Source organism: Chryseobacterium sp. CFS15 (assembly GCF_031118795.1).
Lineage (GTDB): Bacteria > Bacteroidota > Bacteroidia > Flavobacteriales > Weeksellaceae > Chryseobacterium > Chryseobacterium indoltheticum.
The window spans coordinates 77,538-99,921 of sequence record NZ_JAVHYL010000005.1 but is presented as its reverse complement, the minus strand read 5'-3'; the positions used below and the strand labels follow the sequence as shown (position 1 = coordinate 99,921).

Sequence of the window (22,384 nt, the reverse complement as noted above, 5' to 3'; positions counted from 1 at the left end):
AAATTTAATGAAAAATAGAATTCAAAAATAAATTATTTTAATCTTGACATTCAGATTTCTAATTGCTACTTTTGTGTACTCATAACGCAAATTAAATTATGGATTCTCCAAAAAAGTTACAGGATATCAAAGTTGCTGTCGATGCCGTTATTTTCGGATATTTTGATAAAAAAGATCTTCAGATTCTTTTAATTAAAAGAAATATTGAACCGTTTAAAGGCGGTTGGGCTCTACCTGGAGGTTTAGTTTTAGATGATGAGAATCTGGATGATGCTGTAAAAAGAGAATTACAGGAAGAAGCGGGCATAAAACCCGATTTTTTGGAACAACTCTATACATTTGGGCACGTAGGTCGTGATCCTAGAAACAGAGTAGTTTCGGTAGCTTATTTGGGTTTGGTCAATCCTTCTTATCACGAATTGTTTGCAGATTCTGATGCGGAAGACGCGCAATGGTTCAGTGTGAATCAACTTCCTAAATTGGCTTTTGATCATCATACTATTATTGATATTGCGTTAAAAAGACTTCGTACGAAAATTCAATATCAGCCGATTGGTTTTAATCTTTTAAATGATGAATTTGTATTTTCTGAACTCGAAAATCTTTACAAAACCATTATAGGACAAGAAATTGACCGTCGAAATTTCAGAAAAAAAATCATGAGCTACGGACTTCTCAATGAAACCTCCCAATTTAAAAAAGAAGGCAGCGGCAGACCCGGGAAATTATTCACTTTCAATCAGGAAAAGTATAAAGAGCTTGAAGAACAGGGTTTTTATTTTGAAATTAAATAGTTTTATTAATACAAATTTCACTAATCTTTTTGCATGAATTTCTAACAATATATTACTTCTCCAATGTCATTCAGAATGAAGCGAAGCGGAATGAAGAATCTATAAATTAGTGTTGAGATTCTTCCTGCGTCAGAATGACAAAATGAGCAAATAAACTACTTCTTTAATTCTTTTTCCAATCGAAAATCATCAATCAATATTCAAATCTGAACCATTTGTGAAAAATATTGATGCAGTTAATATTTAAATGAAATAAGTTTTTAAAAACACTGAAAATCAGATAATTAAATTATTTAGCGTAAAATAAACACAAATAAATTTGGCTAATAAAATCATATTGTTTTATATTTGTGTAATAATAACGCAATCATGAAATACACATTACAAAATACAATAGAAAAATTTCAGAAAAAAGAAAACATAGAATTCTTATTTTTCTGGGGACATACAGTAAAAGAGGAAATTACAAAAGCTTGTTTCAGTCAATGGTTTCCTTTTAAATTTGAAGAAGAAGGAATTGAATATAAAACTGCAGAACATTATATGATGGCTGGAAAAGCTAAATTATTTAATGACGATAAAATTTTAGAAGAGATTTTAAAATCTGAAACTCCAAATCAAGCTAAAAGTGTAGGTAGAAAAGTAAAAAACTTTGATTCAAAAATTTGGGACGAGCAAAAATATGAAATCGTAAAAAGAGCAAATTTTTTAAAGTTTTCGCAAAATCAGAAGTTTAAAGATTTTCTATTATCGACAAATAATAAAATTTTAGTAGAAGCAAGTCCATACGACACAGTCTGGGGAATCGGAATGCTGGAAACAGATTCAAAAGCACAAAATCCTTCATTCTGGAATGGAGAAAATTTGTTGGGATTTGCTTTAATGGAAGTTAGAGATTTATTAAAAGAATAGAAATATTTCGCAAAGAATTAAGGCAAAGCTATACAGTTTCAAATTAGTGTAATATCAACACAAATAAAATATAAAAACATGGAAGAAGATTTAAAACCCAGATTTATCGAATCATTACAAAGAAATAATGATCAGATAAGAGAAGATCGAGCCCGAACAATCGGAGAAGATTCAGAGTTGATATACAGACGCCGAGTTGAAGACATTGAACTGAAAATAAAAAGACTGGAACGCGAACAGGAAGGTCTTATCGACATCAGTCCGCTAGACAAAAACAGTTTGACATTTGTTGATTTTCAGCCGGAAGCATTCGTTCAGAGAGATATAGAATTATCATTAACAATCAGAAATCTAAATATTCAACTGGAAGTTTCCACAAAAATATTTGAGTATTTATTTGGTAAAAAATTTTAGTTATGGGAAGTACAAGATACGACATCGACGCTCGTTATGACAGAGCAAGAAAAGAAGGTTATGCATCAAAATCTGCCAGTGAAATTTTCACTCAGAATGCAAAAAGAATGGCACACGAATCAATGAATCCTAAAAATATTTCTTTCAGAGAATCAAGAGATTCTGCGGTTCATCCGAATTCTGTTCCGATTATTTTAGGATTGGACGTAACGGGAAGCATGGGACATATTCCACATGAATTAATTAAAGAAGGGCTACCAAAATTAATGGGCGGAATTATCCAGGGCGGAGTTCCCGATCCCGCACTTTTATTTTTAGGAATCGGGGATCATGAATGTGACGGTTATCCTTTACAGGTCGGTCAGTTTGAATCAGGCGATGAAGAATTGGATATGTGGTTGACAAGAACTTATATTGAATCAGGCGGTGGAGGAAACGCAGGTGAAAGTTATTTACTGGCTTGGTATTTTGCCGCTTTTCACACCAGAACCGATGCTTTTGAAAAGAGAAATCAAAAAGGATTATTATTTACGGTAGGTGATGAGCCTTGCTTAAAAACACTTCCTGCTTCTGCGATCAGAGAGTTGATGGGAACAGGACAGCAAACTTTCAAACACACGGAATTATTAGCGGAAGCTCAAAAAAGATATGAAGTTTTTCATATTAGTGTTTTGCATTCAGACGGAGCGATGAGAGCGGATAAAGACTGGAAAGATTTGTTGGGACAAAATTGTGTTTCCATAAAAGATTACAGAGATGTTCCGAATGTGATCAAAGAAATTGTATGCGATAAATTTAAAGAAGGCTTTAGTAAAACTAAAGATTTAGGTGGTTTTAATAATATTCAAATGTATTAAGAAATGAAAACAGCACAAATAGTTATAGGCTTAGGTTTTGGTGATGAAGGAAAAGGAATCACTACAGATTTTCTGGCTCAGCAAAATCCTGAGTCAGTAGTTATTAGGTTTTCTGGTGGACAACAGGCGGCACATACCGTGATGATTGATGATAAAAAACACATTCATTCTAGTTTTGCAAGTGGTGCGCTGCGTGGTTTGCCTTCTTATTTTACTGAACATTGTACGATCCATCCAACTTTTTTATTCAACGAAAGCGAAGAATTGAAAGAAAAAAAAGGAAATATTCAGTTGCATATTCATCCGTTGGCAAAAGTGACCACCCCTTTTGATGTTTTTAGCAATAGAAAAAATATCAAAAATTTAGAACACGGAACCTGCGGAAAAGGAGTCGGCGCAACAATGAAGAGAAATGAAAGTCCGGTTAAATTATTTGCTGTTGATTTGATCGGCCCAAGATCGATGTTGATTGAAAAATTAAAAAGAATCGCCAATTATTACGGTTTTGAAGAAGGAGAAGAAATCCAAAATGCTTTACAGGATTTTTTAAATGCCGTTGATAAAATTGATTGGAAAATAGAAGGTTACAATTATCTGAATTCGTTTAACAATCTTATTTTTGAAGGCAGTCAGGGGATTTTATTGGATATGGATCACGGCGTTTTCCCGAACGTAACTTTTGCGAATACCACTTCAAAAAATGCATATGAAGTTTGTAAATTGTTAAAGATTGAAAATATAGAAATGTTTTACGTCACAAGATCTTATTCAACACGTCACGGAAGCGGGTGGATGAGCAATGAAAAGGAGTTAACATTAAAAAACAATGAAGAGGAAACCTGTATTTTTAATGAATATCAAAAGGATTTACGTTTTGGGAATTTGGATTATGACTTATTAAATTATGCTCTGAAATTGGATGAAGCTTATGTTGTTGCCAACAAAAAAAACCTGATGGTAACTTGTCTGGATCAATTGGATGAGGAGTTTAAAATAGAAAATCTTGATGTAAAATTTGATATTGTTTATGGATCTTATTCTCCGTATTCAAAGGATTTTAAAGAATTAATTGATGAAAAAATATTAGTTAATTTTAAAAGAAACATTTTACATCAGCATTAGATCAATAGGAATGGGCATGTCATACTGAGCTTGCCGAAGGAAGTCCATTTTTATAATGAATAAATTTCAATGGCTTTAGCCAAAACTTAAAAATAAAGATTAAACACAAAATGAAAACAATAACACTTTACAGACCAGTAGGAGAAAAGGAAATGGTTTTAATTTTAGAAAGCAATTTCAAAAAGTTTCCACCAAGATTAGAATGGCAGCCGATTTTCTATCCAGTTTTAGATGAAGATTATGCATCGGAAATTGCAGAAAAATGGAATACCAGAGATGAAGCAGGAAATTATCTTGGTTTTGTAACAAAATTTGAAGTGTTGGAAGAGGTTGTAAATAAATATCCTGCACAAAATGTTGGAGCCAAAAATCATAATGAATTATGGGTTCCGTCAGAAAAATTAGAAACATTCAATCAGGCGATCGTTGGAAATATTGAAGTGATAAAAGTATTTATTGGGGACAGTTTCAAGAATTCTGCAAATGCTGAAATTGAAAACTTAATGTTAGACGTAAAACAATGAAACTCAAATTAAAAAAATATAAAGAACAACTACAGAATTGGCCTGAAAAAGGACATCATATCATGGCGCAATTTAATGATGAGAAAATAATTGTGTATCAATCATATCGAAAAGAAATTGGCGAGTTTGCAGTTAAAAATCAATACTTTGGTGGTGAATTCAGTTTAGAAAGAATGACCTGGATAAAACCCAACTTCCTTTGGATGATGTATCGAAATGGATGGGGAACAAAAGAAGGTCAGGAATATGTTTTGGCAATACATTTAAAGATGGATGCTTTCAAAAGATATTTAGAAAATGCAGTTTATTCCTCGTACAATGACAGATTGGAAATTTCCCGAGAAGAGTGGCAAAACCAGATAAAAGAATCTTCGGTGAGGTTGCAATGGGATCCGGATCATGATCCTTTTGGAGGTAAGCTGGAAAGAAGAGCAATTCAAATTGGTTTAAGAAATGAATTTACCCGTTCATTTGCTAAAGAAGATATTATTCTGATTGAAGATATTTCAGATTTTGTAAAAGAACAACATCAATTTGTTTTGAATGATGATTTAGATAGTCTTATGATCCCTGAAGAAAAACCATTGCTGTTTGATGATGAAGATTTAAATAGTAAATTAAGATTAGATCAAAATGAAAATTGAATTAATAAAAGGTGACATCACCAAAATAAAAACAGACGCAATTGTCAATGCAGCCAATTCTTCACTACTTGGCGGTGGCGGAGTTGACGGAGCAATTCATCGTGCAGGAGGACCGGAAATTTTAGATGAATGTAAACAGATCAGAAATAGACATGGAAAATGTAAAACAGGAGAAGCTGTAAAAACAACAGCTGGAAATCTTCCCGCAAAATACGTCATTCATACTGTCGGACCTATTTGGAATAACGATGAAGAAAAATGTTCACAACAGTTGGCGAATTGCTATATAAACTCATTAAAATTAGCTGAAAGCTTAAATGTAAAAACAATTTCTTTTCCAAACATCAGCACAGGAGTTTACAGATTTCCGAAAGAATTGGCTGCAAAAATTGCGATTCAGGAAGTGAAAAATTTCGAATCTGATGTTATTGAGAAAGTTATTTTCGTCTGTTTTGATGATGAAAATGAAAAGATTTATAAGAAATTATTGGAATGAGATTAAATGTTCTGATTTGGAACTACCTCGCAAATTAATTTGATTTTGCAGATAACATTAAAGTAAAAAATCCGCCTAATTTGCTAAATCTGCGGGAGATTAAAAAATTAAACAAATGAAAAAACTAACCATATTAACCGGCGCAGGAGTCAGCGCCGAAAGCGGAATAAAAACATTCAGAGACGGAGATGGTCTTTGGGAAAATCATAGCATAACGGATGTGGCAAGTCCGGAAGGTTGGAGAAAAGATAGAGAATTGGTTCTTGAATTTTATAACCGGAGACGCCGCCAGCTTAATGAAGTAGAACCCAATGATGCACACAAACTCATTGCTGATTTAGAAAAATATTTCGAGGTTCAAATTATCACTCAAAACATCGATGATTTACACGAAAGAGCGGGTTCAAAAAATATCATTCATCTTCACGGAGAATTGTTTAAATCTTGTTCGTGCAATAATAAAAATTTGATTTACGATCAAAAAGAAGATATCAATATTGGAGACAAAGCAGAAGACGGAGCACAATTACGACCTTTTATTGTTTGGTTCGGGGAAGAAGTTCCTTTGATGAAAGAAGCGACAGAAAAAGCAAAAGAAGCCGATATTTTTTTGGTAATCGGAACTTCTTTGCAGGTCTATCCGGCTGCAGGATTGCTTCATGATATCAAAGATGATTGTTTGTTAATTGTCATCAATCCTAACGAAACAGGCTTCGGATACGGGCAAAGAGCCGTTGTAATGAAAGAAACCGCAACAAAAGGAATGAAATTATTGTTTGATAAATTGGTAAATCTTGCCTAGTGAAAAATGTTGTAAAAGCCGGAATTTTCGGAGTGTGTATTGGCGATGCTTTGGGCGTTCCTGTGGAATTTAAGAAAAGAGAAGACTTAAAAATATCCCCGGTTACCGGATATTTGGAATATATGTCTTGGAATCAACCCAAAGGAACATGGAGCGATGACAGTTCATTAACTCTTTGCTTAGCTGATGAATTGACAAAAGGTTATGATCTCGAAAAAATAGGACAAAGCTTTGTTAAATGGAATAAATATGGACATTGGACGGCCCACGGAAGACTTTTCGATATTGGCGGAACAACAAGGCATTCCATCGCAAGATTAATTAAAGGTGAAAGCGCTAGGTTTTCAGGAAATATCTTTGAAGAAGATAATGGGAATGGTTCTTTGATGAGAATTCTTCCCTTAGCTTTTTATCTTAAAGATGAAGAAAATATTGAAAAGCTATATCAAACCGTAAAAGAAGTTTCATCAATTACACACGGACATTTTCGTTCTGTTTTTGCTTGCTTTATCTATGTTATTTTTGCCATTGAATTAATTAAAGGAAAAGACAAAAAAGAAGCATACAATCACGTTCAGAAAACAGCTTTGGAATATGCAGAAATTCAAGGTTTTAACCCAAATGAGATTCAGCTTTTTGAAAAGGTTTTAAGAAATGATATTTCACGATATTCGGAAGACGAGATTAGAGGAAGTGGCTACGTTCTTCATAGCTTAGAAGCTTCATTATGGTGTTTCCTAAACACAGATAGTTATTCTGAAGCGGTTTTAAAAGCGGTCAATTTAGGAGAAGACACCGACACAATCGGAGCAATCACAGGTGGAATCGCAGGAATTTATTATGGTTTTGAAAACATTCCTGAAGAATGGATTGCAGAGCTGGTGAGAAAAGAAGATATTGAAAACTTATGTATTAAACTAGAAAATAAATTAATGAAATAAAAAAACACAAACAATGACCGAACAACAAAATAAAAAAACAAGCAAATTCCTGAGCTACGTTCTCAGGCATCATCCCGAACTCATCGATTTGAATCTGGACGAAAACGGATGGGCAAATGTTGATGAGTTAATTACAAAATCTACAAACGATTCTCAAGGTTTTACCTTTGAAGAATTGGATGAAATTGTACAAACTAATGATAAAAAACGGTTTATTTTTAATGAAGATAAAACCAGAATCAGAGCAAATCAAGGGCATTCGATTGATATTAATTTAGCTTTAATTCCACAACAGCCGCCTGAATTTTTATATCATGGAACGGCTCAAAGTAATATCGATTCTATTTTTGAAAAAGGAATTGAAAAAAGAAACCGACAACACGTTCATTTGAGTCAGGATATTGAAACGGCAACTAAAGTCGGAATGCGTCACGGAAAACCGATTATTCTAACCATCAATACAGAAAAAATGTTTGATGATGGGATAGAATTTTATCTTTCTGAAAATAACGTTTGGCTGACAGATTTCGTGGATGCTACATATATTTTGCAATAAGAGATATTAAAAACGGTCAATAATTTTTTTTTGATTTTGTTATTATATAATTCTTATATTAGTGTATTAATATCGGGGTATCTGAAAACCGTATAGAGTAAGAAAATCAAACTAATCATTATGAAAAAATTAAACAAAATCTCAAGAGAAAATTTAAAATCCATTAAAGGAGGAATTACACCGGAATGTGCATCTTGGTGGGGATCAGGTAGACCATATTACACTACCGAAGCAGCTTGCATTCAAGCTTCTACCGCAGATCCTGACTTTGAACCATTTTGCGTTAATAAATGTGGACGTTGGTATGCTTTTTAAGTAAGTAATAAAGTAAAAAAATGCCCCTATAAAGTATCACACTTTTAGGGGTTTTTTTATGTGAAATAAAATTTGAAATTTAGGACAATCAAAAAATTGCTTTTAAGAAAAAAACGTGATTCTATTTTCTAGGCAATCCTTTTTTCAAAGCATAATTGGCTCTTTCCACAGCCTTTTTTTCTTTCCAGTCCATGTATTTATTTTTGAATTGACCTTTCATGATATTGTCAAAATTTCTTTGTACAGTAAGGTTCCATAAAGAATTTGCTTTTACAGCCCAGGATTTGTCCCATGCACGAAGCGAAAGAGAGAAACTTCCGTCAAGATATTTCATCCAGTGCCACCATCCGGTTGGCATAAATAAGGTGTCGCCATGTTCCAGAAAACATTCGATTCCTTCCACACCATCCAGTGCAGGGAATTTTTCAAAATCAGGATTCGAAATATCAAAATCCTCCAAAGCATAAGTAGCGTAAGGTAATTTGTACAGTCTGTCTTTCCATTTGTATTCAAAAAGCAAAACATGCTTTCTCCCGTTGAAATGCGTATGGAAAATATGAGCTAAATCAATATCAAAATGTAAAAAGGTTACCGAGCCTTTTCCTCCAAAAAACATGGAAGGATATTTATCTAAAAATCCACCCATCAAATCTGAAGGAGAGATATAATCTTCCAGTAATTTATTTGCCCGTTTGATAGGATCAAAAAAGAAAATCCTCAAATCTGTGGGTTCTCTTTGGATTAAATCGATGTAATCTGCAAATTTCATCTCCGTAGTCGGAGTATTGATTGGCGCTGCAGGATCTGCTTTTGCACTGTCGTACAGGGGAACGGTAACATCTCCTACCACTTCCTTCACATAATCCATCGTCCATTTTTGATAGGCTGGCCATTTTCTAGCCATATTTTTTATCACCACCGGCTTTCTTGGTATCAGATATTTCTCGCGAAACTCTTCCTGAGTAATATCGTCGACAATATCAATAGGCTTTAGAATAACCCCCATTTGTTTAAAATTTTATGTTACAAAATTATTAAATATTTACTTACGGAAAATGAATTAAGATATTTTTAATCTATGACCTTAATCATTTTTCTATCTAGACAGAATAAATCATTTATTGTAAAGCAGTATTATAGTAAAAGTACCTGAAATTCAGGCGTGTATATAACTAAGTTTAAATATCACTTATAGAAAAGTTTCATAAAAATAGGTAAAGGCTGAAAAGGAGAGAAAAGTATTGTAATTTATCACTATGTTTGTAGGTATATAAAGTTGGATTTAACTATCCGAAAAAAATTGTATCTCTATAAAGTGTAACAAAAGAGCTTAACACATAACTAATTACTCAAATAATAAATTATGAAGTCGCAGAGATTGGTAAAATACTCATTAATCTATGCCTTGCGATTCTATATAACCGTTAAAAAAATAAATAAATACATATGAAAAGAAAAATTTACCTTTTCCTGATGGTTTTTTTCTCTGTGATAACGTTTGCCCAAAAAACAGTTTCCGGAAAAATTACCGATGAAGATGGTGTGGCGATTCCAAGCGCAAGTGTAACGATTGAAGAACCCGGAAAAGATGCAATTCTAGCATACGGAATTACCAATTCTAAAGGTGAATACAAAGTTACTTTTACTTCATCAGAGCCCAATGTAGATCTGAAAGTGAAGGCCTTTAATCAAAAACCACTCACAAAACAAATCAGCAACAGCGATCAAACCCTTGCCTTCAAATTACAATCTGAAGCAACAGAAATAAAAGAAGTACAGCTGAAAACCAAAATGATCACGGCAAGAGGCGATACTATTTCTTATGATTTGAAAGCTTTCGACAATAAGAACGACCGTACTTTGGCCGATATCATGAAAAAAATTCCGGGTATTGAGGTAAATGCAGACGGAACGATTCTTTACCAAGGTAATGCGATCAATAAATTCTATGTTGAAGGTAAAGACTTGATGGAAGGCGGTTACGGAACGATTACAAACTCATTACCAAAAGATGCGATTTCAAAACTTGAAGTTTTAGAAAACCACCAACCGGTAAAAATGTTACAGGGAAAAATACCTTCAGATGCTGCGGCTATTAATATTAGGCTTAAAAAATCTGTAACGATGACGGGTAGAGGAGAAGTAGGTTCCGGATTTGGTGATCCGTGGCTGTGGAATGTAAAATTAACGCCTATGTTTTTCAGTAAAAAGCAACAATGGGTTGTTAATTACAAAACCAATAATATGGGAGAGCAAGTAGAAAATGAAGGTAACATTCTGGCTTTTGGAAACAGATATGAAGGAAGAAGAATCAACGCATCTCAGAACGATTGGCTGAATGTAGAAAATGCAAGCACTCCGAATCTTCCTGTGAAAAGATATTTATTTAACAATGTTCATTATTTATCAGCAAATTATTTGACGAATATTGATGCTAAAAAAGAATGGGAACTAAAAGCCAATGCCAATTATACCAACAATGCTGTTGAAAGAGAATCTTACAGTCAGGTAGACTATTTTGCAACAGAAGAAACTCCTGCATTCGGCATTACACAAAATATATTAAACAATTTTTTCACGGATAAACTGAAAGGAGAATTAATTTTTACAAAAAACGCAAAAAAAGGATTTTTTAAGAATACAACAAGTTTTTCACAGTTTTGGAATGCTGACAGAGCGGTTGTAGATAGAACAGATAATTCAATTGGCAGAAATGGGAGAGAAGCGTTAGAATCTCCTACTTCTTCTTTCCAAAACTCTTTAAGTACAATCATCCCTTGGAAAGAGAAAATGGTGAATGTACAGTCATATATCAGTTACCAGAACGACAGTCAGAAACTGGATATTACACCGGCATCGTATCTTAAAATCCCTGGCTTTAACCCAGGCGGTGCAGCACAATCTGTAAGACAAAATTTACAGTTGAAAACATTTGAAGCCAATCATTCTGCAAATATTGGTTTTTCAGCCAAAGGCTGGACTTTTACGCCTGAAATTGGATTGAATTATAAATCAACAGATTTAAGATCTGCCCTTACAAATTATCAAAATGGTGGTGTATTTGGTTATGGATCTGCTTTTGATAATGACTTAAAATACACAACTGCTACACCGTACGGAAGTGTGGGAATCAATTATAAAGACGACTCTTGGATGCTTTATGCGAATGTTCCTGTAAACTCGAATAATATTAAAGCAGAAGATCCTTTAAGAAATGTGTCAAAATCTGTAAATAAAGTGACATTTGAACCCAATTTATTTGCCCAGTATAATTTTGCTTCATTTTTTAAAGCTTCATTACATGGTAATATTAGCAATAATTTTGGTGAAGTAAATACAGCCTATTCAGGATTTCTAATGATCTCGCCAACTTCATTAAATGCAATGGATGCTGATAATCCGATTCCTGAAAATAACAATAAATCAGCAGGAGCAAGATTGGAATATAGAAATCCTCTGAATAATTTATTTTTCAATGTAAGCTACAGACTTTCTGATGCGAAGAGAAACTTGATCTCGAATCCAACAATTGTTGGAGGTTATTCGGTAATGAAATATATAGAACAAGACAACAATGTGGTAAGTAGTGGCTATAATGCAGAAGTAGGAAAATATTTCCCTAAGTTTAAAACAAATGCATCAATTAGCTATAGTAATAATACCTCTACATCTGATGCTTTCTTAAATGATGCGGCTTTTACCAACAAAAATAACAGCCAGTCTTTTGGAATAAAATTCAACAATACATATTTCAGCTGGATGAGTGTAGATTATAATGCTAGCTTCTCCAGAACCGACCAAACAAGTACGGGACGAGTAAATTCTGATGCAGCAAGAACAGGTTTCACTCATAATCTTGGTCTTTTCTTGTATCCTATCGAAAATCACACGATTGGTTTTAATTGGGATCAGGTAAACACAAGTTCTGCTAATCAAAAATATAATAACGGCTTTTACGATCTGTCATATCAATTCTCATGGTCTAAAAAGAAAATTGATTTTGAAGTAAAATGGATGAATATTGCAAATAAGAAAGTCTTTGAAACGTATGATATTAATACAACAAATATTTCTTACACCAGAATATTACTTCGCCCAAGCCAGGTCATGTTAACAGTAAAATTCAACTTTAAATAATATAAAAAACCAATCTCACCGAGATTGGTTTTTTGTTTTAAAATATTTTAAAAAGTTTATTTAATTTAAAAATTTGGATGATCTGCCGTTGGTCCATAACTTCCGGGAAGTTCGATGTCATTCAGCCTGTAATAAACTCCCAATTGTGCTCTGTGATGCGTAATCTGATTTAAACTGTGGCGAATTGCTTCATATTTCGTCCACGAAGCCAGTTCATGACCATCATTTTTCAAAGCCCATCTTGGTTCCAAGTCATTTTCAGATGCTTTTAGTAATGCTTCCTGACTTGCTTTGTGGTTTTCTTCTAAAACGGTTAAGAGCTCATCTTTTGTGGTAAGATACTTCGGTTCTATTTCGCTTTTGGCAAAATCAAGTTCAGAAGAATTAAGCATAAAACCTGCCCAGCCAAAAACTTCCGAAATGTGGGTAGCGAGATGCATCATTTTCATACTTTTAGAATGCGGAGCGTAATCATTTTTGTCATCCGGATAAATTTCGAAAAAGCTTTTTGTAGTCTGGTACTCAGTTTCAAGCTCGTCTTTTAGTTGTTGTAAGGTATCCATATCATATTTGTTTAGGTGAACTTAAATTTAAAACTTTTAAAAGAGCTAAAAACTTTTTTGAAGAAATATTTAGGAAAAAGGTCTTAATTTAAGAGCAAGTCATTCATAAATTAGACCCTGATTAATAGAGTATTGTCAAATTTGTGATAAAACAGATTAAAGTTTAAAAAGAAAAAATTTTTTTAGCAAAAAATTCAAATGAATGAGAAAAAAATTATATTCAAACCTTAAAAATTTTTTACCGTATTACAATGAATACGGATTCAAAGAAGGATATAAACTGTACAAAAAACTATCATCTTCAAACTTAGATAATATCTTTCTTTATGGAATAAAACATCCTATACATCTCAGAAAAAATGAACAATCTGATCTGGAAGTTTTTAAACAGATTTTTATAGAAAAACAATATCACCCGTATCATTACAAAAACCCTAAAATTATTATTGATGCAGGAGGTAATGTGGGGCTTTTTACAGTCTTAATGAAAAACAAATTTCCGGATGCTGAATTTATCACTATTGAGCCCGATTCTGATAATTTTAGGATGGCAAAAAAGAATCTTGAAAATTATCCTGACATACAGTTACTCAATAAAGGTGTTTGGAGTAGTGACGTTAAATTAAAAATTATCGATGAAAACGCCTCAAAGTGGGGAATTCAGGTAGTGGAAGACAATGAAAAAGGGACTATAGAAGCAATTAGTATTAATACAATTCTCAAGGAAAACAATTTTGATAGAATTGATGTATTAAAAATGGATATAGAAGGCAGCGAAAAAGAAGTCTTTTCTAAAAACTATGAAGATTGGTTGCCTAAAGTAAAAATACTCGTTATCGAGCTGCACGATTCGATGCAGAAAGACACCACAAGAGTATTTTTTGACACCTTAAATAAAACATGGCCACAATATCGTCTTTTTGTAAGCGGTGAAAATTTGGTGATAGAAAATCTTTCTATTTAATCTTCATTCTGATAAATACGTTAAAAAAAATAATTTTATTTCAGAAAATCTGTAACAAAAAACAACTAATGTGAACTAATTAAGCAAACCTTTTATACAATGAAAAATTTATTTTCAATACTATTTATTGCTGTTTTTGCTTTTGCCAATGCACAAGAATCAAAAGAAAGCTCAAACCGCTTCTTTTACGAACTTACTTTCAAGCCAAAGCAAGACTCTGCCAAACTCGATAAAGTAATTACCGTGCTGGATATTACAGACAAAAACAGATCTGTTTATCAGGATTACACTGTAATTTCTCAAGATTCTATTACAAAAGTGGAAATAGAGGCTATGCAGAAGGCAGGTACTTACAAAGACCTTTCAAAATCTCTTAAAACACCAAAATTTTCGGCGAGAATTCACAAATTTTACCCAAGCATGAAAGTGGAATATGTGGATAAAGTTGCGAACGGAATGACGCCTGTAAACATAGCATATACAGAAGATTTGAAATTTAACTGGAAAATATCAGACGAAAAACAAAAAATCGGAGAATACAATACCCAGAAAGCAACCACAGAATATGGTGGAAGAACGTGGACTGCATGGTTTTCTTCAGATCTTCCTTTTCAGGATGGGCCATATAAATTCAGTGGACTTCCCGGTTTGATTGTGAAAATTGAAGATGCCGGCAAAAATTATTCTTGGGTATTGCAGGGAAATAAAAAAATTAAAGATTACAACGAGTTTTCTTACATTGAAAGTTTGATGCAGGCAACTGGCGGAAAACCAAAAGAATTAACAAGAGAGAAGTTTGACAAAACTTTTAATGACTTTAAAAAAGATCCTTTTGCTTCTGTAAGACCTATGATGTCACAGGAAATAATGTCTAGACCAATGCCGGGAACGGATGGTACAATTGGGGATATGATGAAAAAGCAGGAGAAAATGTATAAAGATTTTTACAATGCAAATGATAACCCTATCGAAAAAGCAAATTCTATAAGTGTTGGAAATCTTGAAAAAGTAGGAAAGGAAAAAGATAAAAAATAATTTTCAGATTAACTAAACTATATTTAAAATAAACCCAAATGCTGTAATGTGTTTGGGTTTATTGTATCAAATAATTGAAGATACTATAAATCTAACTGCCTTTAAATATGAAAAGTAACGTTATTTAGATTAAATTTAAATAATTATATTTGCAGTCACAAAAATTAGGGTCTTGAAGGATATTCAATTACATACATTAAGCAGCTTTCCCAAAAATAAAATTGGGAAAATAGTAGACTATGATAATGATAATCTGAATATGCCGACGAAAATTATAGAAATGGGGCTTCTTCCTGAAACTCTGTTTAAAATCCTTTACCAGGCACCGTTCAACGGACCGCTTTATGTGGAGTTTGGCGATGAAAAAAGCCGTATTGCACTACGTAAAGAAGAAGGAGATTTTATCATTGTAGAAGATTTGATTAATGCAGGAAAATAACAAAAAACAGATACTTTTAGTAGGAAACCCGAACGTAGGAAAATCAACCGTTTTTAATGCCTTGTCAAACAAAAAGCAGAAAACCGGAAATTATGCGGGCGTTACCGTATCAAGCCATTCAGGTAATTATTCTTACAAAAACGAAGAAGTGGAGATTGTAGATCTTCCCGGATCTTACAGTATTTATCCGAGCTCAGAAGATGAGGCAATTTTCTCTAAATTTCTTATTGATGGGCAAAAAGATTATTCCGGAGTGGTTTATATTCTGGAAGCATTAAGCATTAAAAGAGGTCTTTTGTTATTCCAGCAGATTCAGGATTTAGGGATTCCAATGATTCTAGTCTTAAATCAAATCGATCAGGCCGAAAGAAGAGGAATTCACATTGATATTGAAAAACTTTCTAAGGCATTAAATATCAAAGTTATTCAGACGAATGCAAAAGAACAGATAGGAATAGAAGCCATTAAAGAAGCTGTTTTTGCCAATGATTTTGTTACATCTGAAAAGGCAAGCTTTGAAATTCCTGCGGAACATAAAAACCTTCTTGATAAAAATGCAGAGAATGATTACCAGGCCTGGATAAATGTTACGCTTGAAAAAAAATCAGATTCAGCATCAAAAAATATAGTTCCGAAAAGATTACAGGTTAAGGAAACGGTAAGACGTTATCAGAATGTTGATAAGATTTTGGCGGATGTTATTACTAAAAAAGCTCAGTTTAAAGAACTTTTAACAGAGAAATTAGATAAAGTTCTTGTCCATAAATTTTGGGGATATATTGTTTTCATGTTTATCCTTTTAATAATTTTTCAGTGTGTTTACTTTTTGGCGGAATATCCGATGAACTGGATCGACGAAGCTTTCGCTTGGCTTTCTCAGTTTGCAGGAGAACATCTTCCGGAGGGGCCAATCAATTCATTGGTTTCTCAGGGAATCGTTCCTGGTTTAGGCGGAATTATAATCTTTGCGCCTCAAATCGGAATCCTTTTGTATTTCCTCTATTTACTGGAAGATTCGGGATATATGGCAAGAGTTGTTTTCCTGATGGATAGGCTTTTAAGACCATTTGGTTTAAATGGAAAAAGTATTGTTCCTTTAGTTTCGGGAACAGCTTGTGCGATTCCGGCGGTAATTTCAACCAGAAATATCGAAAATTTAAAGGAAAGGTTGCTCACGATATTGGTAACACCTTTTATGACGTGTTCTGCAAGGCTTCCTGTTTACAGCATTATTATTGGTTTGATTATTTCAGATAAAACTATTTTTGGAGTTCAATATAAAGCCTTGGTGCTTTTAGGCATGTATCTTTTAGGTTTTTTTGTTGCTTTATTATCTGCAGCGATTCTTAAAAACTTCATTAAAGAAGATAATAAAACGTATCTTGTGATGGATCTGCCTACTTACAAAAAGCCACTTTTCGGGTATGATTTTAAATTGGTTTTAGGAAAAGTATGGGACTTCATTACCGGAGCCGGAAAGATTATATTCATTGTAAGCATCATTATTTGGGTGTTAAGCTATTTCGGACCGAAACAAAATCCGGATGAGGTTGTTGCAACTGATGTTCATTTAGATCATTCTTATCTGGCTAAAATGGGTAAAGCTATTGAGCCAGCCATTGCGCCGCTTGGTTACGATTGGAAAATGGGTGTGGGGATTCTGACGAGCTTCGTTGCCAGAGAAGTTTTTGTGGGAACAATGTCTACTTTATACAGTTTGGATGACGATGCTCCGGAAGGGAAAGTAATCGATAAAATGAGACACGATGTAAAACCGAATGGCGAAAAAGTATTCAACTTTGCGACAGGAGTTTCGGTGTTGTTGTTTTATGCATTTGCAATGCAGTGTGTTTCTACACTTGCAGTAGTCTACAGAGAAACCAAAAGCTGGAAATGGACTGGCTTTCAGGTAGTAATGATGACAGGTTTGGCGTATTTTGTATCGTTGATAGCTTACCAAATATTAAAGTAAAATGGATTCTTCATTAATTTTTCAATATATCATTATTGCACTTTTAGTGCTTTTTGCCTGCTATTCTTTATATAGATTTATAAGGAAAAATTTTTCACCAAAGAAATTCAGTTCCAAAAGATCTGGATGTGATAAAGATTGCGGATGTTCTTAGAAAAGAAAGACTTTTTACAAATTAAAATAGACTGTCTTTTTTATTTGCCCCAAAAGATAATATTTCAACAGTTGTTTCTTTTATCCTGTAATAAATAGAAAAGTCTTCTAAAACCAGAACTCTTCTTATCTGTTCTTTTGTTCCAAAAATTATTGCGCCAATAAAAGGATTAGCAGAGAGTAATTTCTCTTTTCTTTCCACCTCTGCAATTATTTTTAAAGAATAATTATTAGACTTATTGTGGTTAATCCAATATTCTAATGTTTCAAAATATAGTTTTTCTGCTTCAGGAGTCCATTTTATTTTGAACATAATGCTCGAGCTTTTTGATGAACATCAGCGCTGTCAGTTAATTTATTGTCATTAGCTTCATCAATACCGATATGAATAGACTTTAATTCTTCAGGAGAAACAGTTACAATTTCTTCAGAAACTTTTTCGAAAGAAAACTTCATTCTTTTTAAAAGATTTTCTAAAAAGCTAGTTTCTTCGGGTGTTGTAGGATGTACTATTATCGTATTCATAATCTGCTTTTTACAAAGGTATAAATTATTTCTAATTTGAATTTTCATAAAAAAATAAATTCTTTCGATTGTTATAAATTATTTGTAGTAATTTCATTTCCTAAAATTAAATTCAATTTGAATTCAAAAGCAGTCGCTGTTTTTTTCCTTTGTCTGTCGGGTTTTTATTCAAAAGCACAAACAGACAGTACAGATATAAAATCTTACGCAGATCAGGTAATGATTCGTGTAAACCTTGATACGAACATCGAAAATTACACTTTTTCTGAAGGCAGCGAAGAAAATTTAAACGAAACCATACTTTCCATCAATAATAAGACAAAGGCATCTTTATCTGTTGATTATAAGATCATAAGTGCCACGGTGTCTTACGCGCCTCGATTTTTTCCTGGAAATAATGATAATGAAAGAAAAGGAAACAGTTCTTATACCGATTTCAGATTCAGATTTTTCCCTGAAAGATTTATACAGACCTTATATTATAAAAATGTAAAAGGATTTTATATTGAAAATATGCAGGATATTCTTCCGGGATGGCAAAAAGACAGAGATCCTTATATTAAATTTCCGGATCTAAGAGTTCAGACTTTTGGAGGCTCCACCTCTTATATTTTAAAAAAGGATTTCTCATTAAAAAGTCTTTATACCCAAGGTGAATGGCAAAAAAACAGCAAAGGAAGCTGGGTTCCTTTTTTAGATTATGATTTTACGATTTTTAGCAATACCATTGACGGTTTGAAAAGTAAAGAATATCAATATAATTTCGGAGCAAACATCGGATATTTTTACAATTGGGTAATTGTCGAAAAAGTAAATATTGCGCCGTATTTAACCTTAGGTTTTGGTGGAAAATTTACAAGTTTCAAAGATACATTAGAAAATGGGTCGAGAGGTCCAAAACAAAATGAGCAATATATAACGGCAAAAGGATCGGGAGGTTTGCATATAGGATACAATTCTGATCGCTTTTTGTTTGGTGGAAAACTGAACTTTAATGCTACAGCCTATGATGAAAAAGAAAATTCTACTGTTGAAAATAACAATACTTACGGGCTTCTCTACATAGGTTATCGTTTTCCGCCTCCAAAGGTTGTCGAAAGAAATTATAATAAAATGCAGAAAAAAATTCCGGTTTTATAAGTTCGTTGTCTTTTGAGTATCTTTGCAACGGGAAAATTTAAAATAAAGATAATCTGTTTTTCTGAAGATTCAAAAAATAAAATGCAGTTTGCATTGAAGTTCAAAATCAGAAAAATTAAAATATTAAAAAATGTCATTAATAAAAAGTATTTCAGGAATTCGCGGAACGATTGGTGGGAAGGTTGGTGATAATTTAACGCCGCTTGATGTTGTAAAATTTGCTTCTGCATTTGGAACCTGGCTTCAGACTCAAAAAAATAAAAAAGATTTAACCTTAATTATCGGTCGTGATGCGAGAATTTCAGGATCAATGGTCAATTCTTTAGTTACAGCGACATTACAGGGATTAGGAATTAATGTAGTTGATTTGGGACTTTCGACAACTCCGACTGTTGAGATCATGGTTCCTGAATTAAACGCAGATGGCGGAATTATTTTGACAGCTTCTCACAATCCAAAACAATGGAATGCCCTTAAATTATTAAATGAAAAAGGAGAATTTATAAGCGGAGAAAACGGTGCTGAAGTTTTAGCTTTGGCAGAAAATGAAGATTTCGATTACGCTGAAGTTGACGATTTAGGAAAATATGAAACCAGAGATGATGCTTTTGATATTCATATTCAGCAGATTCTCGATTTGCCGATGGTAGATGCAGAAGCAATTAAAGCTAAAAAATATAAAATCGTTTTAGATGCCGTAAATTCTACAGGCGGAATTGCAATTCCTATGCTTTTAGATAAATTAGGTTGTGAGACTATTAAACTATACTGCGAACCAAACGGACAGTTTCCACACAATCCGGAGCCTTTAAAAGAACATTTGGGAGACATTTGTGAACTGGTCATAAAAGAAAATGCAGATTTTGGCGTTGTTGTAGATCCGGATGTTGACAGACTGGCTTTAGTTGACGAAAAAGGAGAAATGTTCGGCGAAGAATATACTTTGGTTGCTGTTGCAGATTATTTATTGAAAAATAAAAATGGTGTTGCAATTTCAAACCTTTCTTCAAGCCGTGCTTTGAGAGATGTTGCCCAAACTCACAATTCAGAATACTTTGCAAGTGCAGTAGGAGAAGTGAATGTGGTGAATTTAATGAAAGAAAAAAATGCCATAATTGGTGGAGAAGGAAACGGTGGGATTATCTATCCTGATCTTCATTACGGAAGAGATTCTTTGGTAGGTGTTGCTTTGTTTTTAACGCATTTAGCAAAAGAAAACAAAACAGTTTCTGAACTTAGAGCTGGCTACCCAAGCTATTTTATGGGTAAAAAGAAAATAGAGCTTACTCCGGAAATTAATGTGGATGATCTTTTAACTAAAATGGAAAAAGAGTATCAAAATGAAGAGGTTTCTACGGTAGACGGCGTAAAAATAGATTTTGAAAACAATTGGGTTCACCTTCGAAAGTCGAATACAGAACCGATTATCAGAATATACACAGAGGCAAAATCTCAGGAAGAAGCCGATAAATTGGGTGATGATATGATCGCAAAGATCAAAAGTTTGATTTAATATTAAACTAAATTCATCATTCTAAAAAAATTATTTATTAACTTTATAGTAATAAGATTTTCAGAAGCGAGTATTTGTACATCTCATATCTCTGGTCTTAAATCTTAAACTCGTTTATATTGGAAGAATATTTTGGAAATGAACTGGTAAAAAAGTTCGAAGAAATGATGGAAAACAATGATGAATTCTACTTCGATACAGAAGAATTAGAAGACATTATTGTTTATTACTTGGAGCTTGGAGATTTTAATTATGCCGATATGGCAGTTAATTTTGGTCTGAAACTCCATCCCAACTCATTAGAAATCAAAATTAAAAAATTGGAGGTTCTTTTAGAGTGGGAAGATTATAATCTGGCGAAAGAATTAATCGAAGAGTTAAAAGGTTCTTCTATGGAGAATACAGACTTTTTGGTTTGCTACGCTAAGTATTATTCGAATTTAGGTAATCCTAAAAGATCCATCGAAATCTGCAAAAAAGCCCTGGAATTGAATGAAGAAGAAAACTTCCTCAATAACTTTATTGCAGACGAATATGTCAATCTGGGAGACCCTTTTAACGCACTTAAACATTATCAGCAAGCACTCAAAGAAGATCCTATGGATGAATATTCTTTAGAAAATGCGATGATCTGCTTTAATGATTTGAATAAGAGTGAAGAAGCGATTGCTTTTTTGAACGATTATCTTGACGATTTTCCGTATTCAGAAATTGCATGGAGCGAGTATGGACAGTATTATTTCAATAGAAAAAATTACGAAGAAGCCATCAAAGGTTTCGATTATATGCTGGCAATCAATTCCAGCGCAGTTGGGGTTTATGCGAGCAAAGCAGCTTGTTACGAAGCTTTAAATCAATATCAGAAGGCAATTGAAGTATATGAAGAAATGTTGGAGTTGGAATACACCAAAGCATTTACTTTTTATAAAATAGGATTGTGTCATAAAGCTTTAAAACAGCCGATTATTGCTTTAAATTCTTTCCAGAAATCATTAAGAGAAGATCCTCAGTTTTATCTTGCGATGATGGAGCAGTCTTATCTTTACGAAGAAATGGGCGGAATGCCGGAAGCTTTGCATTTTGCAAAAGAAGCCACATTATTAAATGACAGCAACCTTGATTATCAAAAAAGATTGGCATTTTTATTTATCGATTCCGGTAAGTTTGAAGAAAGCCTTACTTGTCTTAAAAAGCTTGTAGATGCAGAGCCTTCAAGGTTTTACAATTGGTATGCGTATTCTGAAGTTTTGATGTTGGTTGGCGAATATGAAGAAGCTGTTACAGTTTTAAATTTAGCTTTAAAACATCATTACAGAGCAGAATTGTTTTATCAGCTGAGCAACTGTTATTTTAATTTGAAAGACCATGAAAATGGCGGCGAATCTCTTGAAAAAGCTTTAGAACTCGATCCATCATTGATTATAGATATGCAGAAAAAATATCCGTACATCAAAGATGAGGTGAAAAAGGCTAAGGCAAAGGTGAAGAAGAAGAATTTATAAGCTTGATGTTGGATGATGGAAGTTAAACGCTTTCGATCTCCACGTAAATTAAATTCAGCTTTAA

General features: G+C 33.3%; 24 protein-coding genes. 20 read left to right on the top strand and 4 right to left on the bottom strand.

The window, feature by feature from the left end; translation table 11 throughout:
- The first annotated feature begins 98 nt into the window (after positions 1–98).
- From OH814_RS09600 to OH814_RS09545, 12 genes are all read left to right on the top strand, one after another.
- Positions 99–794: an NUDIX domain-containing protein gene (locus OH814_RS09600; protein WP_308828005.1), complete on the top strand. Its 696-nt coding sequence runs from the start codon at positions 99–101 to the stop codon at positions 792–794.
- 369 nt (positions 795–1,163) lie between these two features.
- Positions 1,164–1,706 (top strand): NADAR family protein, encoded by a 543-nt coding sequence (locus tag OH814_RS09595; protein WP_308828004.1) that lies wholly within the window; start codon positions 1,164–1,166, stop codon positions 1,704–1,706.
- 78 nt (positions 1,707–1,784) lie between these two features.
- Positions 1,785–2,120, top strand: coding sequence for a hypothetical protein (locus OH814_RS09590; protein ID WP_308828003.1), 336 nt, complete (start codon positions 1,785–1,787; stop codon positions 2,118–2,120).
- A 2-nt stretch (positions 2,121–2,122) separates the two neighbouring features.
- The gene (locus tag OH814_RS09585; protein WP_308828002.1) at positions 2,123–2,977 is read left to right on the top strand and encodes a hypothetical protein; all 855 of its coding nucleotides are present in this window, start codon (positions 2,123–2,125) and stop codon (positions 2,975–2,977) included.
- Between the two features lie 3 nt (positions 2,978–2,980).
- Positions 2,981–4,099 carry an adenylosuccinate synthetase gene (locus OH814_RS09580; RefSeq protein ID WP_308828001.1) on the top strand — a complete coding sequence of 373 codons (1,119 nt, stop codon included), beginning with the start codon at positions 2,981–2,983 and terminating at the stop codon, positions 4,097–4,099.
- A 110-nt stretch (positions 4,100–4,209) separates the two neighbouring features.
- Positions 4,210–4,623: an ADP-ribosylation/crystallin J1 gene (locus tag OH814_RS09575; RefSeq protein ID WP_308828000.1), complete on the top strand. Its 414-nt coding sequence runs from the start codon at positions 4,210–4,212 to the stop codon at positions 4,621–4,623.
- A complete protein-coding gene (locus OH814_RS09570; protein WP_308827999.1) occupies positions 4,620–5,267 on the top strand; it encodes a DUF4291 domain-containing protein in 648 nt (215 codons plus the stop codon). The genes OH814_RS09575 and OH814_RS09570 overlap by 4 nt, the downstream gene beginning before the upstream one ends.
- Positions 5,257–5,763, top strand: coding sequence for an O-acetyl-ADP-ribose deacetylase (locus OH814_RS09565; RefSeq protein ID WP_308827998.1), 507 nt, complete (start codon positions 5,257–5,259; stop codon positions 5,761–5,763). The genes OH814_RS09570 and OH814_RS09565 overlap by 11 nt, the downstream gene beginning before the upstream one ends.
- 115 nt (positions 5,764–5,878) lie before the next feature.
- On the top strand, positions 5,879–6,565 hold the full coding sequence (locus OH814_RS09560; RefSeq protein ID WP_308827997.1) for an NAD-dependent deacylase: 687 nt from the start codon (positions 5,879–5,881) through the stop codon (positions 6,563–6,565).
- On the top strand, positions 6,565–7,506 hold the full coding sequence (locus OH814_RS09555; protein ID WP_308827996.1) for an ADP-ribosylglycohydrolase family protein: 942 nt from the start codon (positions 6,565–6,567) through the stop codon (positions 7,504–7,506). Before OH814_RS09560 ends, OH814_RS09555 begins: the two co-directional genes overlap by 1 nt.
- A gap of 13 nt (positions 7,507–7,519) precedes the next feature.
- Positions 7,520–8,062, top strand: a complete 543-nt coding sequence (locus OH814_RS09550; protein ID WP_308827995.1) for an RNA 2'-phosphotransferase — start codon at positions 7,520–7,522, stop codon at positions 8,060–8,062.
- A gap of 120 nt (positions 8,063–8,182) precedes the next feature.
- Entirely contained in the window at positions 8,183–8,377 is a 195-nt protein-coding gene (locus OH814_RS09545; RefSeq protein ID WP_115620784.1) for a hypothetical protein, read from the top strand.
- Between the two features lie 121 nt (positions 8,378–8,498).
- On the opposite strand, the gene OH814_RS09540 is transcribed toward OH814_RS09545, so the two are convergent.
- Complete coding sequence (locus OH814_RS09540) at positions 8,499–9,383, bottom strand: cupin-like domain-containing protein (RefSeq protein WP_115620788.1); 885 nt, start codon at positions 9,381–9,383, stop codon at positions 8,499–8,501.
- Positions 9,384–9,823: 440 nt separating this feature from the next.
- On the opposite strand from OH814_RS09540, the gene OH814_RS09535 reads away from it, so the two are divergent.
- Entirely contained in the window at positions 9,824–12,514 is a 2,691-nt protein-coding gene (locus tag OH814_RS09535; protein ID WP_308827994.1) for a carboxypeptidase-like regulatory domain-containing protein, read from the top strand.
- 65 nt (positions 12,515–12,579) lie between these two features.
- Here the strand turns inward: OH814_RS09535 and OH814_RS09530 are convergent, their stop codons facing one another.
- Positions 12,580–13,077 (bottom strand): DinB family protein, encoded by a 498-nt coding sequence (locus OH814_RS09530; RefSeq protein ID WP_308827993.1) that lies wholly within the window; start codon positions 13,075–13,077, stop codon positions 12,580–12,582.
- Between the two features lie 202 nt (positions 13,078–13,279).
- On the opposite strand from OH814_RS09530, the gene OH814_RS09525 reads away from it, so the two are divergent.
- The 4 genes from OH814_RS09525 to feoB all read left to right on the top strand — a co-directional run bounded on the left by OH814_RS09525 (position 13,280) and on the right by feoB (position 17,487).
- Entirely contained in the window at positions 13,280–14,041 is a 762-nt protein-coding gene (locus OH814_RS09525; protein WP_308827992.1) for an FkbM family methyltransferase, read from the top strand.
- A 99-nt stretch (positions 14,042–14,140) separates the two neighbouring features.
- Positions 14,141–15,076, top strand: coding sequence for a GLPGLI family protein (locus OH814_RS09520; protein ID WP_076561420.1), 936 nt, complete (start codon positions 14,141–14,143; stop codon positions 15,074–15,076).
- Between the two features lie 172 nt (positions 15,077–15,248).
- Complete coding sequence (locus OH814_RS09515) at positions 15,249–15,515, top strand: FeoA family protein (RefSeq protein ID WP_115596391.1); 267 nt, start codon at positions 15,249–15,251, stop codon at positions 15,513–15,515.
- A complete protein-coding gene (feoB, locus tag OH814_RS09510) occupies positions 15,502–17,487 on the top strand; it encodes a ferrous iron transport protein B (RefSeq protein WP_308827991.1) in 1,986 nt (661 codons plus the stop codon). Before OH814_RS09515 ends, feoB begins: the two co-directional genes overlap by 14 nt.
- A 175-nt stretch (positions 17,488–17,662) precedes the next feature.
- On the opposite strand, the gene OH814_RS09505 is transcribed toward feoB, so the two are convergent.
- Complete coding sequence (locus tag OH814_RS09505) at positions 17,663–17,953, bottom strand: type II toxin-antitoxin system RelE/ParE family toxin (protein WP_308827990.1); 291 nt, start codon at positions 17,951–17,953, stop codon at positions 17,663–17,665.
- On the bottom strand, positions 17,941–18,165 hold the full coding sequence (locus OH814_RS09500) for a hypothetical protein (protein ID WP_147293619.1): 225 nt from the start codon (positions 18,163–18,165) through the stop codon (positions 17,941–17,943). Before OH814_RS09500 ends, OH814_RS09505 begins: the two co-directional genes overlap by 13 nt.
- A gap of 117 nt (positions 18,166–18,282) precedes the next feature.
- Between OH814_RS09500 and OH814_RS09495 the strand changes: the two genes are divergently transcribed.
- The 3 genes from OH814_RS09495 to OH814_RS09485 all read left to right on the top strand — a co-directional run bounded on the left by OH814_RS09495 (position 18,283) and on the right by OH814_RS09485 (position 22,320).
- Complete coding sequence (locus OH814_RS09495; RefSeq protein WP_308827989.1) at positions 18,283–19,305, top strand: DUF4421 family protein; 1,023 nt, start codon at positions 18,283–18,285, stop codon at positions 19,303–19,305.
- A 130-nt stretch (positions 19,306–19,435) separates the two neighbouring features.
- Positions 19,436–20,818 carry a phosphoglucosamine mutase gene (gene glmM, locus OH814_RS09490; protein WP_308827988.1) on the top strand — a complete coding sequence of 461 codons (1,383 nt, stop codon included), beginning with the start codon at positions 19,436–19,438 and terminating at the stop codon, positions 20,816–20,818.
- 119 nt (positions 20,819–20,937) lie between these two features.
- Positions 20,938–22,320 (top strand): tetratricopeptide repeat protein, encoded by a 1,383-nt coding sequence (locus OH814_RS09485; RefSeq protein ID WP_308827987.1) that lies wholly within the window; start codon positions 20,938–20,940, stop codon positions 22,318–22,320.
- The last annotated feature ends 64 nt before the right edge of the window (positions 22,321–22,384 follow it).

Coding starts and splice junctions, on each gene's coding strand:
- OH814_RS09600 (WP_308828005.1), top strand. CDS start 99: ATGGATTCTCCAAAAAAGTTACAGGATATCAAAGTTGCTGTCGATGCC.
- OH814_RS09595 (WP_308828004.1), top strand. CDS start 1,164: ATGAAATACACATTACAAAATACAATAGAAAAATTTCAGAAAAAAGAA.
- OH814_RS09590 (WP_308828003.1), top strand. CDS start 1,785: ATGGAAGAAGATTTAAAACCCAGATTTATCGAATCATTACAAAGAAAT.
- OH814_RS09585 (WP_308828002.1), top strand. CDS start 2,123: ATGGGAAGTACAAGATACGACATCGACGCTCGTTATGACAGAGCAAGA.
- OH814_RS09580 (WP_308828001.1), top strand. CDS start 2,981: ATGAAAACAGCACAAATAGTTATAGGCTTAGGTTTTGGTGATGAAGGA.
- OH814_RS09575 (WP_308828000.1), top strand. CDS start 4,210: ATGAAAACAATAACACTTTACAGACCAGTAGGAGAAAAGGAAATGGTT.
- OH814_RS09570 (WP_308827999.1), top strand. CDS start 4,620: ATGAAACTCAAATTAAAAAAATATAAAGAACAACTACAGAATTGGCCT.
- OH814_RS09565 (WP_308827998.1), top strand. CDS start 5,257: ATGAAAATTGAATTAATAAAAGGTGACATCACCAAAATAAAAACAGAC.
- OH814_RS09560 (WP_308827997.1), top strand. CDS start 5,879: ATGAAAAAACTAACCATATTAACCGGCGCAGGAGTCAGCGCCGAAAGC.
- OH814_RS09550 (WP_308827995.1), top strand. CDS start 7,520: ATGACCGAACAACAAAATAAAAAAACAAGCAAATTCCTGAGCTACGTT.
- OH814_RS09545 (WP_115620784.1), top strand. CDS start 8,183: ATGAAAAAATTAAACAAAATCTCAAGAGAAAATTTAAAATCCATTAAA.
- OH814_RS09540 (WP_115620788.1), bottom strand. CDS start 9,383: ATGGGGGTTATTCTAAAGCCTATTGATATTGTCGACGATATTACTCAG.
- OH814_RS09535 (WP_308827994.1), top strand. CDS start 9,824: ATGAAAAGAAAAATTTACCTTTTCCTGATGGTTTTTTTCTCTGTGATA.
- OH814_RS09530 (WP_308827993.1), bottom strand. CDS start 13,077: ATGGATACCTTACAACAACTAAAAGACGAGCTTGAAACTGAGTACCAG.
- OH814_RS09525 (WP_308827992.1), top strand. CDS start 13,280: ATGAGAAAAAAATTATATTCAAACCTTAAAAATTTTTTACCGTATTAC.
- OH814_RS09520 (WP_076561420.1), top strand. CDS start 14,141: ATGAAAAATTTATTTTCAATACTATTTATTGCTGTTTTTGCTTTTGCC.
- feoB (WP_308827991.1), top strand. CDS start 15,502: ATGCAGGAAAATAACAAAAAACAGATACTTTTAGTAGGAAACCCGAAC.
- OH814_RS09505 (WP_308827990.1), bottom strand. CDS start 17,953: ATGTTCAAAATAAAATGGACTCCTGAAGCAGAAAAACTATATTTTGAA.
- OH814_RS09500 (WP_147293619.1), bottom strand. CDS start 18,165: ATGAATACGATAATAGTACATCCTACAACACCCGAAGAAACTAGCTTT.
- glmM (WP_308827988.1), top strand. CDS start 19,436: ATGTCATTAATAAAAAGTATTTCAGGAATTCGCGGAACGATTGGTGGG.